The organism is Streptomyces violaceusniger Tu 4113, assembly GCF_000147815.2.
Taxonomy (GTDB): domain Bacteria; phylum Actinomycetota; class Actinomycetes; order Streptomycetales; family Streptomycetaceae; genus Streptomyces; species Streptomyces violaceusniger_A.
In genome coordinates, this window is sequence record NC_015957.1 from 7604710 (window position 1) to 7619343 (window position 14634).

Genomic DNA, 14634 nt, shown 5'->3' on the forward strand with positions numbered 1-14634 from the left:
GCCGGCGGCGGGACGCACGGCTGCGGAGGGAGCGGAGGCGATGGTGGCGAGCGCGGACCGCGCCCACGCGGCGGACGGGGCCGCCGGGAAAGGTTCCCGGGGAACCGGCCGGACGGGTGAGTCCGCGCGGCGCGAGAGCCCGGGCGGCGGCGGGACGGCCGCTCGCCCGGCGGACACGGCGGCCGCGGGCCTAGGGAGCGGGGCGACCGCGAGCCCAGGGAGCGGGGCGACCGCGGGCCCAGGGAGCGGGGCGACCGCGGGCCCAGGGAGCGGGGCGACCGCGGGCCCAGGGAGCGGGGCGACCGCGGGCCCAGGGAGCGGGGCGACCGCGGGCCCAGGGAGCGGGGCGACCGCGAGCCCAGGGAGCGGGGCGACCGCGAGCCCAGGGAGCGGGGCGACCGCGAGCCCAGGGAGCGGGACGACCGCGAGCCCAGGGAGCGGGACGACCGCGAGCCCAGGGAGCGGGACGACCGCGAGCCCAGGGAGCGGGACGACCGCGAGCCCAGGGAGCGGGACGACCGCGAGCCCAGGGAGCGGGACGACCGCGAGCCCAGGGAGCGGGACGACCGCGAGCCCAGGGAGCGGGACGACCGCGGGCCCAGGGAGCGGGACGACCGCGGGCCCAGGGAGCGGGGCGACCGCGGGCCCAGGGAGCGGGGCGACCGCGGGCCCAGGGAGCGGGGCGACCGCGGGCCCAGGGAGCGGGGCGACCGCGGGCCCAGGGAGCGGGGCGACCGCGGGCCCAGGGGCCGGGGCTGCCGCGGGCCCGGGCGGCGCGGCGGCCGCGGGGCGGCCGGGCGCGGGACGGGCGACGAGCCGGGATGTGGCGCGGCTGGCGGGCGTGTCCCAGGCGACCGTGTCCCTGGTGCTCGGCGAGAAGTGGCCCGGACGGGTCTCAGAGCGCACCGTGGAGGCCGTACGGGTCGCCGCGCGCGATCTCGGCTACCGCCCCAACCTCGCGGCCCGCAGCCTCCGTCTGGGCCGCACCAGGACCGTGCTCATGGTGGTGCCCGCCCTGACGACCGAGTTCTTCGCCCGCGTCTACACCGGCGCCGAGCGGGTCGCCGCCGACCACGGCTTCGGGGTGGTGCTCTATCCGTCCCCCGAGGGCGTGGGCCCGGCCCGGGACCCGTTCGACTCGGCGCGGGCCTCGCTCGACGGGGTGATCGCCTCCTCCATGGCGGCCGACGCGCTGGCCGTGGTGCGCGGCGGCGGGCTGCCGCTGGTGATGCTCGACAGCGATCCGGATGACGCGGCCGCGGCGGCCACCGTCAACCTCGACATCGCGGACGGGGCGCGGCAGGCGGCGGGGCATCTGCTGGCGCTCGGGCACCGCCGGGTGGCCCATCTCGCGGCGGCGGTGGGCTCCTGGACCTTCCAGGTCCGCGCCCGGGCCCTGGCGGAGGCGATGGACGAGGTCCCCGGCACCTCGTTGGGCATCGAACCGGCGGGGCTGACCGTCGAAGGGGGCCGCCGGGCCGCCGAACGCGTCCTGGCCCGCCCCGGGCCCCGGCCGACCGCGCTCGTCTGCGACGACGACATCCTGGCCGCGGGCGCCTGCAAAGCGGCCCGGCGGCTGGGGCTGCGAATCCCGGACGACATCTCGGTGACCGGCTTCGACGATCTGGCGCTGGCCACGGCGGTGGAACCGGAGCTGACCACGGTGCGGCTCCCGGCGGAGGCGGTGGGGGCGGCCGGTATGCGGGCTCTGATGACGCTCATGGACGGCGAGACGCCCCGGGACACCGTGCTGCCCGTCGAGCTGATCCCCCGGGGCTCCACGGCCCCTCCCCCACGGTCCTGACCGCCCTCGGGGCCACCGCTCCGCCCGTCGTGCGGCCTGGGTGCGGGGGCCGTGTGGGCTCGTCGACCCGCCCCGTGCGGCCCCCTACGCAACGTCGCCGCCGCCCCGGGTGGGCCCGGGGCGGCGGCGATACGGAGAAACGAACGGCAGGGGCCGGGTCAGTCCTCGGACTCCGAGGTGGACTCCTCGGCCCCCTCGGAGTCGGACGACTCCTCCGAGTCCGCCGCGCCCTCTCCCGACTCCAGGAGCCGGGAGAGCTGGCCGCCCAGGACGCGCTTGAACTTGCGCTTCTGGGGCCGGTGGCGGTCCAGGACCGCCACCTCGAGCTGCTCGGCGGTGAGGCTGCGCTCCCCGCCGTTGTTGTCGCGGGAGAGCGAGTCGACAGCCAGCTTGAGGGCCTCGGCGAGGGTCATGCCGTCCCGGTGACGCTGGTCGAGATAGCTGCTGATCTGGTCGGCGTTGCCACCGACGGCGACCGAGCCGTGCTCGTCCACGATGGAGCCGTCGTGCGGAAGGCGGTAGATCTGGTCGTCCTCGGGGCCCTCCCCGACCTCGGCGACGATCAGCTCGACCTCGTACGGCTTCTCGGCGGCGCTGGAGAAGATCGTGCCCAGGGTCTGTGCGTAGACATTCGCCAGCCCGCGGGCCGTGACATCCTCACGGTCATAGGTATAGCCACGCAGATCGGCGTAACGGACACCGCCGATGCGCAGATTCTCGAATTCGTTGTACTTACCGACCGCCGCGAAGGCGATCCGGTCATAGATCTCGCTGACCTTGTGCAGCGCGCGGGACGGGTTCTCCGCAACGAAGACGATGCCGTCGGCGTACTGCAGCACGACCACGCTGCGGCCGCGTGCGATGCCCTTACGGGCGTACTCGGCGCGGTCGGCCATGGCCTGCTGAGGAGAAACATAGAACGGCGTCGTCACCGGCTGTCCGTCCCTTCTGTCAATGGCGAATGCATTCCGGCTGGACCGTCCTCTCAGAGAAGGGCGGCGCGGGGGCCGTCCGGCTCTTCGAGGCGCCGTTCATGGATGGCACGGGCGAGCTCGGACACCTCGTCCTCGCCGAACCTCTTGAAACCGTCCTCGGTGATGGAGGTGATGATCGGGTAAATACGGCGGGCGAGATCCGGCCCTCCGGTGGCCGAATCCTCGTCGGCGGCGTCATAGAGCGCCTGGAGCACGGCGGTGGCGGCCTGCTCCTCGGTCAAATCCTGGCGATAGAGCTTCTTGAGCGCGCCCCGGGCGAACATCGAGCCCGAGCCGGTGGCGGCGAAGCCGCGCTCCTCCGAACGCCCCCCGGTCACGTCGTAGGAGAAGATGCGGCCCTTCTCCCGGTCGACGTCCCACCCCGCGAAGAGCGGGACCACGGCGAGGCCCTGCATCGCCATGCCGAGGTTGCCGCGGATCATGGTCGACAGCCTGTTCGCCTTGCCTTCGAGTGAGAGAACGGTGCCCTCGACCTTCTCGAAGTGCTCCAGCTCGAGCTGGAAGAGCTTGACCATCTCCACGGCGATACCGGCGGTCCCCGCGATCCCGACGGCCGAATACTCGTCGGCGGGGAAGACCTTCTCGATGTCACGCTGCGCGATGACATTGCCCATGGTGGCGCGGCGGTCACCGGCGAGCACCACACCGCCGGGGAAGCTCACCGCCACGATGGTGGTGCCGTGGGGGGCCTCGATGGCGCCCTGCACCGGGGGCAGCGGACGGTTCCCCGGAAGCAGCTCGGGCGAGCGCTCGCCCAGGAAGTCCATGAACGATGAGGAGCCGGGCGTCAGGAAGGCAGCCGGCAGACGCCCTGTGCTACGAGTGTTGGCTTCCACACGTTTCCTTCCACCAGATCTTGAAATACTGCACGGACCATACCCCTGGCCATGGAAGTCATCCGTCCTGCGCCTCCTTCGCGGGGACGCAGGACGGAGGAGACGCGCTTTACTGCCCGCCCTTCTGGACGAACGACCTCACGAAGTCCTCCGCGTTCTCCTCGAGCACGTCGTCGATCTCGTCCAGCACGGAGTCGACGTCGTCGGAGAGCTTCTCCTGCCGCTCCTTCAGGTCGTCCGCGGCCTGCGCGTCCTCCGCCTGCTCCTCGACCTCTTCGGTCGAGCGCGACGCCTTCTGCTGACCGCCGCCGGTGTCCTTGGTCGCCATATCCCTCACCCCGCTCGGTTCGCCCGCTGATTCGATCGGTCTCAAGATCAGACCCTACAAGCCGGGTCCGACATCGGCCTCCCACTTGCTACAACGTACGGAGGCCACCTCGATGATTCCCGGCTCAAGGGCATTTCAGCCGCCGGACAGCACCCGGACCAGGTCCTCGGCCGTGCGGCAGCGGTCCAGCAGTTCCTTGACGTGGTTGCGGGTGCCGCGCAGCGGCTCCAGCGTGGGGACCCGTTGCAGAGAGTCACGGCCCGGCAGATCGAAGATCACCGAGTCCCAGGAGGCCGCGGCGACGTCGTCCGCGTACTGCTCCAGGCAGCGGCCGCGGAAGTAGGCGCGGGTGTCCTCCGGGGGCTTGTTCTGGGCGCGGGCGACCTCCTGGTCGTCCAGCAGCCGCTTCATCTTGCCGCGCGCCGCCAGCCGGTTGTACAGGCCCTTGTCGGGGCGCACGTCGGCGTACTGCAGGTCCACCAGGTGGAGCCGGGCCGCGTCCCATTCCAGGGTGTCACGGCGGCGGTAGCCCTCCAGCAGCTCCCGCTTGGCGATCCAGTCCAGCTCGCCGGACAGGCTCATGGGATCGCGCTCCAGCCGGTTCAGCACGTCCTCCCAGCGGGTCAGGACGTCCCGGGTCTGCTCGTCGGCGTCCGCTCCGTAGCGGTCCTCGACGTATTTGCGGGCGAGCTCGAAGTACTCCATCTGGAGCTGCACCGCGGTCAGCGTCCGGCCGCTGCGCAGGGTGATCAGACGGCGCAGCGTCGGGTCGTGCGAGACCTGGTGCAGGGTACGCACCGGCTGGTCCACCGCGAGGTCCACGGCGATGAAGCCGTCCTCGATCATCGACAGCACCAGGGCGGTGGTGCCCAGCTTGAGGTAGGTCGAGAGCTCGGAGAGGTTGGCGTCCCCGATGATCACGTGGAGCCGGCGGTACTTCTCGGCGTCGGCGTGCGGCTCGTCGCGGGTGTTGATGATCGGGCGCTTGAGCGTGGTCTCCAGGCCGACCTCGACCTCGAAGTAGTCGGCCCGCTGGCTGATCTGGAAGCCGTGCTCATGGCCGTCCTGGCCGATGCCGACGCGGCCGGCGCCGGTGACGACCTGGCGGGAGACGAAGAAGGGCGTCAGGTGACGCACGATGTCCGAGAAGGCGGTCTCCCGCTTCATCAGGTAGTTCTCATGCGTGCCGTAGGAGGCGCCCTTGTTGTCGGTGTTGTTCTTGTAGAGGTGAATGAGCTGGCCGCCGGGCAGCTCGGCGGCGCGCAGCGCGGCCTCGGCCATGATGCGCTCGCCCGCCTTGTCCCAGAGCACCGCGTCCCGGGGGTTGGTGACCTCGGGGGCCGAGTACTCGGGGTGGGCGTGGTCCACATAGAGCCGTGCGCCGTTGGTGAGGATCACATTGGCCAGGCCGATGTCCTCGTCCGTGAGCTGGCTGGAGTCTGCGGAATCGCGCGCGAGGTCGAAGCCGCGGGCGTCCCGCAGCGGGTTCTCCTCCTCGAAGTCCCAGCGGGCGCGACGCGCCCGGTGCATCGCCGCCGCGTAGGCGTTGACGACCTGGGACGAGGTGAGCATGGCATTGGCGTTCGGGTGCCCGGGGACGGAGATCCCGTACTCCGTCTCGATACCCATTACGCGCCGTACGGTCATGCGGCCCTCCTTGCCCGGCGCCGCCCCCGGCTGGGGTCGGCGCTCAAGTACCGCTGCGCTCCCGGTCCATATGCGGCCCCCGATCCCCCGTGCCGCGATCGTGCGGTACCGAAGAGCCTAGAACGGCCAAGCGGTGCTGCGGAGATCATTTCAGTCATTGCTCCGGTCGGGCTCGTAGGACTCATACGAGGAATGCGGTCCGAAAAGCGCATCCGGCTGCGGATGCCCCGTCCAGGACATCCGCAGCCGGACTGCGGTGTTACAGGTACTGACCAGTGTTCGCCACCGTGTCGATGGAGCGTCCCGTGTCCGCGCCCTGCTTTCCGGTGACCAGGGTGCGGATGTAGACGATCCGCTCGCCCTTCTTGCCGGAGATCCGGGCCCAGTCGTCCGGGTTCGTGGTGTTCGGCAGGTCCTCGTTCTCCTTGAACTCGTCCACGCAGGCGGCGAGCAGATGGGAGACGCGAAGGCCCTTCTGGCTGTGGTCCAGGAAGTCCTTGATCGCCATCTTCTTGGCGCGGTCCACAATGTTCTGGATCATGGCGCCGGAGTTGAAGTCCTTGAAGTAGAGGACTTCCTTGTCGCCATTGGCGTAGGTGACCTCCAGGAAGCGGTTCTCCTCGGACTCGGTGTACATCTGCTCGACCACCGACTGGATCATTCCGCCGATCGCGGCCTTGGGCGACTGGCCGTGCTCGGTGAGGTCGTCCGTGTGGATCGGCAGGGACTCCGTCAGGTACTTCGAGAAGATGTCCTTGGCGGCCTCGGCGTCCGGACGCTCGATCTTGATCTTCACATCGAGGCGGCCGGGGCGCAGGATCGCCGGGTCGATCATGTCCTCACGGTTGGAGGCACCGATCACGATCACGTTCTCCAGGCCCTCCACACCGTCGATCTCGGAGAGCAGCTGGGGGACGATGGTGTTCTCCACGTCCGAGCTGACCCCGGAGCCACGGGTGCGGAAGAGGGAGTCCATCTCATCGAAGAAGACGATGACGGGCGTGCCCTCGCTGGCCTTCTCCCGAGCCCGCTGGAAGACCAGCCGGATGTGCCGCTCCGTCTCACCGACGTACTTGTTGAGCAGCTCGGGACCCTTGATGTTGAGGAAGAAGCTCTTCCCCGCGGGCTTGCCGGTCACCTCGGCGACCTTCTTGGCAAGGGAGTTGGCCACGGCCTTGGCGATCAGCGTCTTGCCGCAGCCGGGCGGGCCGTACAGCAGCACACCCTTGGGCGGCCGCAGTTCGTGCTCCTTGAAGAGGTCGGGGTAGAGGTAGGGGAGCTCGACCGCGTCGCGGATCAGCTCGATCTGGTTTCCCAGACCGCCGATCTTTGTGTAGTCGATGTCCGGAACCTCTTCGAGGACGAGCTCCTCGACCTCGCTCTTCGGAACGACCTCGTAGACATAGCCGGACCGGGACTCGAGCAGCAGGGCGTCACCGGGGCGGATGGTGGTGTGCAGCAGCGGCTCTGCCAGCCGCACCACCCGCTCCTCGTCGGTGTGCCCGATCACCAGGGCGCGCTCGCCGTCCTCAAGGATCTCCTTGAGGGTGACGATGTCCCCGGCGCGCTCGAACTCCATGGCCTCGACCACATTGAGCGCCTCGTTGAGCATGACCTCCTGGCCGCGCTTGAGATCGTCGAGCTCGACGCTTGGGCTGACATTCACCCGGAGTTTACGGCCCCCGGTGAAGATGTCGGCCGTACCGTCCTCGTTCGCCTGCAGAAAGGCTCCGAAACCGGCCGGCGGCTGGGCAAGCCGGTCGACCTCCTCCTTGAGGGCCACGATCTGGTCGCGGGCCTCACGGAGTGTGTTCGCGAGCCGCTCATTCTGTGCGGAGACTCCCGCCAGATTGGTCTGCAGCTCGACGATCCGCTCTTCGAGAATCCTCGTATGACGCGGAGAGTCGGCGAGCTTGCGGCGCAGGACGGCGATTTCCTGCTCGAGATAGGCAACCTGGCCGGCAGGGTCGTCAGACCCCCGCCCGGGCCGGATGCCGCGGTTGATGTCGTCGTCGTGGGCTGCCACGGTCCTCACCTCCTCCAAGGGGAGCTGGACGCTTCCTGACCCTACCTGGGCCGGTGCGGGTTGAAACCCCTAGATCACAAACCCGGTCGGCGTGTGTCCGATCTTCACCCTTGCGCACTCCCTCACACCAGCCGAATACCCACCCAACAACATCGGAAAGCGACCGGTTGTATCGTCGAGGTCGTCAACACCCGTCAGGGCTGGCGATATTTAGACACTGTTGAATGGCGTATCGAAGGAACAGCAGGGGGCACACCGTGCGGAACGAGGAGCTCGGCGATCTTGAAGTGTGGATTGACCAGGACCTGTGCACCGGCGACGGCATCTGCGCCCAGTACGCTCCCGAGGTCTTCGAACTCGACATTGACGGTCTAGCGTACGTCAAGAGCGCCGACGATGAGCTGCTACAGGAGAAGGGTGCCACCACTCCGGTCCCCCTGACCCTGCTCACCGAGGTCAAGGATTCCGCCAAGGAGTGCCCCGGCGACTGCATCCATGTACGCCGCGTCACGGACCGGATCGAGGTCTACGGCCCCGACGCGGAGTGACACTCCGCGAGTAACCGATCACACACTCCCCGGGACCGGCAGCGCCTTCAGGACGAACCTGCCGTCCCGCCACCGCCAGTTGACCTTGCGCTGCTGATCCGGACAGCACCGCGGCACCTTGGCCGACGAGTATCCGAGCAAGGTGGCCGAAACCGTCTTTCCGCGCACCGCGAAATCGGTGACGCTCATCCCTTCCTTCGGGTCCACAAACGTGGCCACCACGCGGGGCGCGGCGCCCGCGCGGGCCGGCTGGGAGAGCACATACACGCCACTGGGCGGGGTGCCGAACGCCGTCGCGCAGCGCACCACGACGGCTGTCTCCGGCCGCCCGTCGCCGTCCAGGTCCGCCGAGGCCCGGTCGATGACATCGGGCCTGGCCCGCCCGCAGTCCATCGGATAGTCCGCGGCGCGGGGATCGGGGGCCTTGGCCGCCGGAAGCCCCCCGGCACGCGGGGCGGAGGCGGCGGTGGACGTGGTGGCCTTGGCGTCGGAGGGCTGGAAGAACGACCCCCCGGCGATGACGGCGGCCACGGCGGCCGCGGTCGCGACCCAGTGCACCGGACGGGGATGGGTGTGCGCGAGATCCGGGCCCAGAGGCTGCACGCGGGATGACTCCAGGTAAGGGCTGAGGCGGGAGATGCCCCGCATCGTGCCACATCTCACAGGGGCGCGGCCACCGCCCTCGCACAGGGAATTCGGTGGCCGCGCCGAGCCGTTGTGGTGCCGGTGTCCGTCAGGCGGCCGTCAGGCGTCGCCGGACGGGGTGTCCTGGCCGCCGGAAGCACTCCGGCCGCCTCCCGAGGCGTCGGCGGCTCCGGTGTCCTTCGCGGTTCCCCAGCCCACGTAGTCCTCGCCGTAGGCGCCCTTGGCGGGCCGGCGGCGGCGCATCGGGGGCTCCACACCGTCCGCGAGCCGGCGGGCGGTGAGCAGGAAGCCGGTGTGGCCGATCATGCGGTGGTCGGGCCGTACGGCCAGGCCCTCGACATGCCAGGTGCGGACCATGGTCTCCCAGGCCGACGGCTCGTTGAAGGTGCCGTGCTCGCGGATGCACTCCACGGTGCGGGCGAGCTGGGTGGTGGTGGCGACGTACGCGCACAGGATGCCGCCGGGAACGAGCGCCTTGGACACCGGCTCCAGGCACTCCCAGGGGGCGAGCATGTCCAGGATCACGCGGTCCACCTCGGTGTCGCTGAGGTTGTCCTGGAGGTCGCCGACGGTGAGCCGCCAGGCGGGGTGCGGGGCGCCGAAGTAGCGCTCGACGTTCTGGGCGGCGATCTCGGCGAAGTCGGCCCGGCGCTCGTAGGAGTGCAGCATGCCCTGGTCGCCGATGGCCCGCAGCAGAAACATGGAGAGCGAGCCGGAGCCGACGCCCGCCTCGACGACACGTGCGCCGGGGAAGATGTCGGCCATCGCCAGGATCTGCCCCGCGTCCTTGGGGTAGACCACGGCGGCACCGCGTGGCATGGACAGGACATAGTCGGGGAGCAGGGGGCGCAGCGCGAGATACGCGACGTTTCCCGTGGTACGCACGACGGTTCCCTCTGGGGCACCGATCAGCTCGTCATGGGGGAAGGATCCCTTGTGGGTGTGGAAGTTCTTCCCGGCCTCGAGCGTGAAGGTGTAGTGGCGTCCCTTGGGGTCGGTGAGCTGGACCTGGTCCCCGACCTGGAAGGGCCCGCGACGGCGGGCGGCACCGGTCGGTTCGGACATGTGAACAGCCTACCGGGCACTTCACCCTGCCCGGACCACACCGGGGTCCTCAGGAGGGGCCCGCGGGCGTCCTGGCCATGGCCGCCACGAAGGCGCGCTCGACGTCGGCCGTGGAGAGCACCCCGTAGATCTCGCCGCTCTCCTCCACCACCAGGTACTCGGTGGCGGGGGTGGCCCGCAGGGTGTCCAGCAGTTCCTCGCCGGTGAGCTCGGCGGAGACCCGCATACCGTCCTTGAGATCCTGGGCGAGACCGCTGACCGCGACCCAGGGGCGGCGGTGCTCGGGGATCCCCACGATGGCGGCCTCGCGCACCACGGCGGTCGGGGTGCCGTGGCCGTCCACCACGACCAGGGCGCGGGCCCCGGCCTCGTTCGCCCGGCGCAGCGCCTCCGAGAGCGGGGTGTCGGCCGCCACGGGGACGGCGCGCCGGGTGAGCGTACGAGCGCGCAGGTCCGGCAGCCGCTCCCGCAGCCGGGCCATCCGCAGGCTGTTGCCCGCGCCGGTCCAGATGATGGCGGCCATTATGGCGGCCAGCAACGCGTCGGTGAGCGAATCGACGCTGCCGAAGCTCTGGGGCTCGTCGCCGAGCCCGCCCGCCTGGGTCAGCAGCGGCAGGCCGACGAGCACCGCGACGGCGAGCGCGCGGCCGCTCCAGGCGGCGGCGACGGTACCGGTCATCGGCCTGCCGCTGATCTTCCAGACGACGGCGCGCAGCATCCGCCCGCCGTCCAGCGGCAGCCCCGGCAGCAGATTGAACGCGGCCACGATCAGGTTGGAGATCATCAGCCCGCCGATCAGCACCCCGGGCACCGTGCCGGGCTCCACGACCAGCATGCCCAGGTAGAACACGCCCGAGAGGACCAGGGAGAGCAGCGGGCCGACGAAGGCGAGCACGAACTCCCGGCCGGGGGTCTCGGTCTCCTTCTCGATCTCCGAGACACCGCCGAAGAACTGGAGCTGGATCCGGCGCACCGGCAGCTTGAAGCGGAGCGCGGCCACGGTGTGGGCGAGCTCGTGCACCAGCACCGAGGCATAGAAGGCCACCGCGAAGAAGAGCGAGACCAGATAGCGGGCGGCCCCGAGCTCGGGCAGCACCCGGTCGAGCTGACCGCCGAAGACCCAGGTGATGAGGGCGGCGACCAGGAACCAGCTGGGCGAGACGTACACGGGCACGCCGAACGGGCGGCCCATGAGAATGCCGCCGCCCGCCTCGCGTGGGCGCGGCTGTTTACCGCCCTCGGGCTCGGTCGTGCGGTCCGATTCCCCGTTGTCGGACTGCCGCTGCCCGCTGTTGTCCACGGTGTCCCCTCGTCGGATGCTCGGTCGCACCCCTCTTTTGATACGGTCCCCACGATCATGCAGTGCGAGGGGCTCGGACGTCGATGGTATGCGTCCGGCTGTCAGTGGCGGGTCGTAGGGTCTTCGCCATGGGAACCACCACGGGAACCACCACCGGGAAGGCCGAACCGTCGGACGGGCCGCCGAAGTCCGGCCGCGCCGCCTCGTTGTCACCGTCACGGGCGGCCGATTTCATGCGGTGCCCGCTGCTGTACCGCTTCCGAGTGATCGACAAATTGCCGGAGAAGCCCAGCGCGGCGGCCACCCGCGGCACGGTGGTCCACGCGGTGCTGGAGCGGCTCTTCGACGCCCCGGCCGCCGAGCGCACCTCGCCGCGGGCCCGGGCGATGGTGCCGGGCGAGTGGGATCGGCTGCTGGCGGCCAAGCCTGAGCTGGCGGAGCTGTTCCAGGAGGAGGACGGCGCTCCGGCGCCGGACCGGCTGGCCGAGTGGCTGACGGGGGCTCAGGCGCTGGTGGACCAGTGGTTCTCGCTGGAGGACCCGACGCGTCTGGAGCCCGCGGAGCGGGAGCTGTTCGTGGAGACGGAGCTCGAATCCGGGCTGCGGCTGCGCGGAATCATCGACCGGATCGACATCGCTCCCACGGGTGATGTGCGGATCGTGGACTACAAGACCGGCAAGGCCCCCGCGCCGCAGTACGCGGGCGAGGCCCTGTTCCAGATGAAGTTCTACGCGCTGGTGCTGTGGCGGCTGCGCGGGGTCATCCCGCGGCGGCTGCAGCTGGTCTATCTGGGCAGCGGCGATGTGCTGACGTACGACCCGGACGAGCGGGAGCTGCGGGCGGTGGAGCGCAAGGTGCTGGCCCTGTGGGAGGCGATCCGGCTGGCCACGGAGACCGGTGCGTTCGTACCCCGCCAGACCAGGTTGTGCGGCTGGTGCGATCACCAGGCGCACTGTCCGGAGTTCGGGGGTACGCCGCCGCCGTATCCGCTGGCGGTCGTGGACCGCCAGTCCGGCAGAATGGACGCGGTCTAGCGAAGGAGTTCCCGTGGCGATCCGCGTCCTACTGGTCGATGACCAACCGCTGCTGCGCACCGGCTTCCGGATGATCCTCGAGGCGGAGCAGGATCTGGCGGTCGTCGGCGAGGCAGGGGACGGTCTGCAGGCCCTCGACCAGGTGCGGGCGCTGCAGCCCGATGTGGTCCTGATGGACATCCGGATGCCGCGGATGGACGGCGTGGAGGCGACCCGCCAGATCACCGGTCCGGGGCGGGACGGCCCGGCCAAGGTGCTGGTGCTGACCACCTTCGACCTGGACGAGTACGTGGTGGAGGCGCTGCGCGCCGGGGCCAGCGGCTTTCTGCTGAAGGACGCGCCCGCCACCGAGCTGGTGCAGGCCATCCGCGTGGTGGCGGCGGGCGAGGCGATGCTGGCGCCCAGCATCACCCGCAGGCTGCTCGACAAGTACGCCGGGCATCTCCCCTCGGGCGAGGAGCCGGTGCCGGACACCCTGCACACCCTGACCGAGCGCGAGGTCGAGGTGCTGAAGCTGGTGGCCCGGGGGCTGTCCAACGCGGAGATCGCCGCGGATCTGTTCGTCAGCGAGACCACGGTCAAGACGCATGTGGGCCATGTGCTGACCAAGCTGGGGCTGCGCGACCGGGTGCAGGCCGCCGTGTACGCCTACGAGAGCGGCCTGGTCCGCCCCGGCGCGCAGTAGCGGCACCGGGACGGTGGTGGTACGGCGGGAGGCCCGGGGCGCGCGCCCTGGGCCTCCTGCCGTACCGCCGTACCGCCGTACCGCCGTACCGCCGTAAGGACGCCGTCCCCGTCAGCCGCCGGACGACTTGCCGATCTCCCAGAAGCGGAAGACCGTCGAGGAGTCGAGGGTCCACTGCAGCCCGGAGATGTCGTCCTGGGCCACCGCGTACTGCTTGCCCTGCCACAGCGGGAGCATCGGCACCTCGTCGGCGACGATGTCCTGGATCCGCTGGAAGTCGCCGACCGTGGCCTCGCGGCTGGGCTGCTCGGCGGTGGCGGGGATGAGCTGCGCGGACAGCCGCGGCGAGGTGTAGTGGTTGGCCAGGACATTGCCGGCGCCGAAGAACGGGGCGACGAAGTTGTCCGGGTCCGGGTAGTCGGGCACCCAGCCCTTCACATAGACGCCGTACTTCCCGCCGGCGACGCCCTTCTCGTACGCGGCGACGTCCGCGCTCTTCACATCGACGTCGAACAGCCCGCTGGCGTTGAGCTGCGCGGCGATCTGGCGCAGGCCCGGGACGGTGCCGGGGCCGTAGCGTATCGGGGTGCCCCACAGCGTCAGCTTGACCTTGCCGGAGATGCCCTCGTCCCGCAGCGCCTGCTTGGCCTTCCCGGGCTGCGGGCGGTCGCCGTACTTGTCGTAGAAGGCGGTGTTGTGGCCGGTGATCCCGGCCGGGACCACCGAGTACAGCGGTTCGGCGGTGCGCTTGTAGACATCCCGCACCAGGGTGGAGCGGTCGATGAGGTACGCCATGGCCTTGCGCACGCCGAGCTTGCCCGCCACCGGGTCCTTCATGTTGAAGACCAGGTGCTGGACCTCGGCGCCGGTGCCCTCGACCACGTTCAGGCTCTTGCCGCCGCCGAGGCTCTGCGCCTGGAGGTCGGCGAGGTCGCGCATGGCCAGCCCGCGGTAGGCGAGGTCCACGTCGCCCTTCTGCACGGCGGACTTCAGCCGCGCCTGCCCGCCGTGGAAGAACTTCAGGTTCAGCCCGGAGTTCTTCGGCCGGGCGGGCCCCCGGTAGCCGCCGTTGACGGAGAAGTCGGCCTCGTCCTTGGTGAAGGAGTCCAGCTTGTAGACGCCGGAGCCGACCGCCTTGTGGTCCGTGCGCAGCTTGTCGGCGGGGTATTCCTGGTGGTCGACGATGGACCCGGCGCCGGAGGCGATCTTCTGCGGGAAGGTCGCGTCGGAGTCCTTCAGATGGAAGACGACGGTCCGCTTGTCCGGGGTGTCGATGCTCCCGATGGAGGTGAGCATCAGCGCCGGACCGTTCGCGTCATTGATCCGCTTGGTGCGCTCGAAGGAGAACTTGACGTCCTCGGACGTGAGCGGATGACCGCCTGAGAACGTCAGGTCGTTCTGCAGCGTGCAGGAGTAGACCCGGCTGGCGTTGTCCTTGAAGGAGCACTTCTCCGCCGCCTCCGGCTGCGGTGTGGTGCTGCCCTTCGGGAAGCTCAGCAGGGACTGGAAGACGTTGTTGAACAGCAGCCAGGAGCCCGGGTCGTAGCCGGATGCCGGGTCGGTGGCGAGCACCTCGTCCGACATCCCCATGACCACGTGCTCGCCGCCGCCCGCCGCGTCGCCGTCCTCACTGCCGCATCCGGTGAGCAGGGCGGCGGCCAGTCCCGCGCCCAGGGGAGCTGCCAGCCACTGATCACGTTTCCTCAACGGTCTTCCTCACA

The 14634-nt window shown here is 70.3% G+C and carries 13 protein-coding genes; 4 read left to right on the plus strand and 9 right to left on the minus strand.

The annotated features are described in order from the left end of the window. The first annotated feature begins 823 nt into the window (after positions 1–823). On the plus strand, positions 824–1804 hold the full coding sequence (locus STRVI_RS30945; RefSeq protein WP_014059508.1) for a LacI family DNA-binding transcriptional regulator: 981 nt from the start codon (positions 824–826) through the stop codon (positions 1802–1804). A gap of 158 nt (positions 1805–1962) precedes the next feature. Here STRVI_RS30945 and prcA read toward each other — a convergent pair whose 3' ends face one another. The 5 genes from prcA to arc form a co-directional block, all read right to left on the minus strand. Then, positions 1963–2736 carry a proteasome subunit alpha gene (prcA, locus tag STRVI_RS30950; protein ID WP_014059509.1) on the minus strand — a complete coding sequence of 258 codons (774 nt, stop codon included), beginning with the start codon at positions 2734–2736 and terminating at the stop codon, positions 1963–1965. 53 nt (positions 2737–2789) lie between these two features. Further along, a complete protein-coding gene (gene prcB / locus STRVI_RS30955; RefSeq protein ID WP_014059510.1) occupies positions 2790–3635 on the minus strand; it encodes a proteasome subunit beta in 846 nt (281 codons plus the stop codon). Positions 3636–3744: 109 nt separating this feature from the next. After that, positions 3745–3963, minus strand: a complete 219-nt coding sequence (locus tag STRVI_RS30960; protein WP_014059511.1) for a ubiquitin-like protein Pup — start codon at positions 3961–3963, stop codon at positions 3745–3747. 135 nt (positions 3964–4098) lie between these two features. Then, positions 4099–5610, minus strand: a complete 1512-nt coding sequence (gene dop, locus STRVI_RS30965; protein WP_014059512.1) for a depupylase/deamidase Dop — start codon at positions 5608–5610, stop codon at positions 4099–4101. A 259-nt stretch (positions 5611–5869) separates the two neighbouring features. After that, positions 5870–7636, minus strand: a complete 1767-nt coding sequence (arc, locus tag STRVI_RS30970; RefSeq protein ID WP_014059513.1) for a proteasome ATPase — start codon at positions 7634–7636, stop codon at positions 5870–5872. 224 nt (positions 7637–7860) lie between these two features. Here arc and STRVI_RS30975 point away from each other — a divergent pair, with 224 nt between their 5' ends. Continuing rightward, entirely contained in the window at positions 7861–8184 is a 324-nt protein-coding gene (locus STRVI_RS30975; RefSeq protein WP_043236825.1) for a ferredoxin, read from the plus strand. An 18-nt stretch (positions 8185–8202) separates the two neighbouring features. Here STRVI_RS30975 and STRVI_RS30980 read toward each other — a convergent pair whose 3' ends face one another. The 3 genes from STRVI_RS30980 to STRVI_RS30990 all read right to left on the minus strand — a co-directional run bounded on the left by STRVI_RS30980 (position 8203) and on the right by STRVI_RS30990 (position 11194). Next, positions 8203–8832: a hypothetical protein gene (locus tag STRVI_RS30980; protein WP_014059515.1), complete on the minus strand. Its 630-nt coding sequence runs from the start codon at positions 8830–8832 to the stop codon at positions 8203–8205. A gap of 96 nt (positions 8833–8928) precedes the next feature. Then, positions 8929–9894 (minus strand): tRNA (adenine-N1)-methyltransferase, encoded by a 966-nt coding sequence (locus STRVI_RS30985; RefSeq protein ID WP_014059516.1) that lies wholly within the window; start codon positions 9892–9894, stop codon positions 8929–8931. 49 nt (positions 9895–9943) lie between these two features. Continuing rightward, the gene (locus STRVI_RS30990; RefSeq protein ID WP_014059517.1) at positions 9944–11194 is read right to left on the minus strand and encodes a site-2 protease family protein; all 1251 of its coding nucleotides are present in this window, start codon (positions 11192–11194) and stop codon (positions 9944–9946) included. Positions 11195–11277: 83 nt separating this feature from the next. Here STRVI_RS30990 and STRVI_RS30995 point away from each other — a divergent pair, with 83 nt between their 5' ends. Together STRVI_RS30995 and STRVI_RS31000 are read left to right on the plus strand one after the other, a co-directional pair. After that, positions 11278–12228, plus strand: a complete 951-nt coding sequence (locus tag STRVI_RS30995) for a RecB family exonuclease (protein ID WP_014059518.1) — start codon at positions 11278–11280, stop codon at positions 12226–12228. Between the two features lie 13 nt (positions 12229–12241). Beyond that, entirely contained in the window at positions 12242–12913 is a 672-nt protein-coding gene (locus STRVI_RS31000; protein ID WP_009719179.1) for a response regulator, read from the plus strand. Positions 12914–13024: 111 nt separating this feature from the next. On the opposite strand, the gene STRVI_RS31005 is transcribed toward STRVI_RS31000, so the two are convergent. Continuing rightward, the gene (locus STRVI_RS31005) at positions 13025–14620 is read right to left on the minus strand and encodes an ABC transporter substrate-binding protein (protein ID WP_014059519.1); all 1596 of its coding nucleotides are present in this window, start codon (positions 14618–14620) and stop codon (positions 13025–13027) included. Positions 14621–14634 lie beyond the last annotated feature (14 nt).

Coding starts and splice junctions, on each gene's coding strand:
- STRVI_RS30960 (WP_014059511.1), bottom strand. CDS start 3,963: ATGGCGACCAAGGACACCGGCGGCGGTCAGCAGAAGGCGTCGCGCTCG.
- dop (WP_014059512.1), bottom strand. CDS start 5,610: ATGACCGTACGGCGCGTAATGGGTATCGAGACGGAGTACGGGATCTCC.
- STRVI_RS30975 (WP_043236825.1), top strand. CDS start 7,861: ATGGCGTATCGAAGGAACAGCAGGGGGCACACCGTGCGGAACGAGGAG.
- STRVI_RS30980 (WP_014059515.1), bottom strand. CDS start 8,832: ATGCGGGGCATCTCCCGCCTCAGCCCTTACCTGGAGTCATCCCGCGTG.
- STRVI_RS30985 (WP_014059516.1), bottom strand. CDS start 9,894: ATGTCCGAACCGACCGGTGCCGCCCGCCGTCGCGGGCCCTTCCAGGTC.
- STRVI_RS30995 (WP_014059518.1), top strand. CDS start 11,278: ATGGTATGCGTCCGGCTGTCAGTGGCGGGTCGTAGGGTCTTCGCCATG.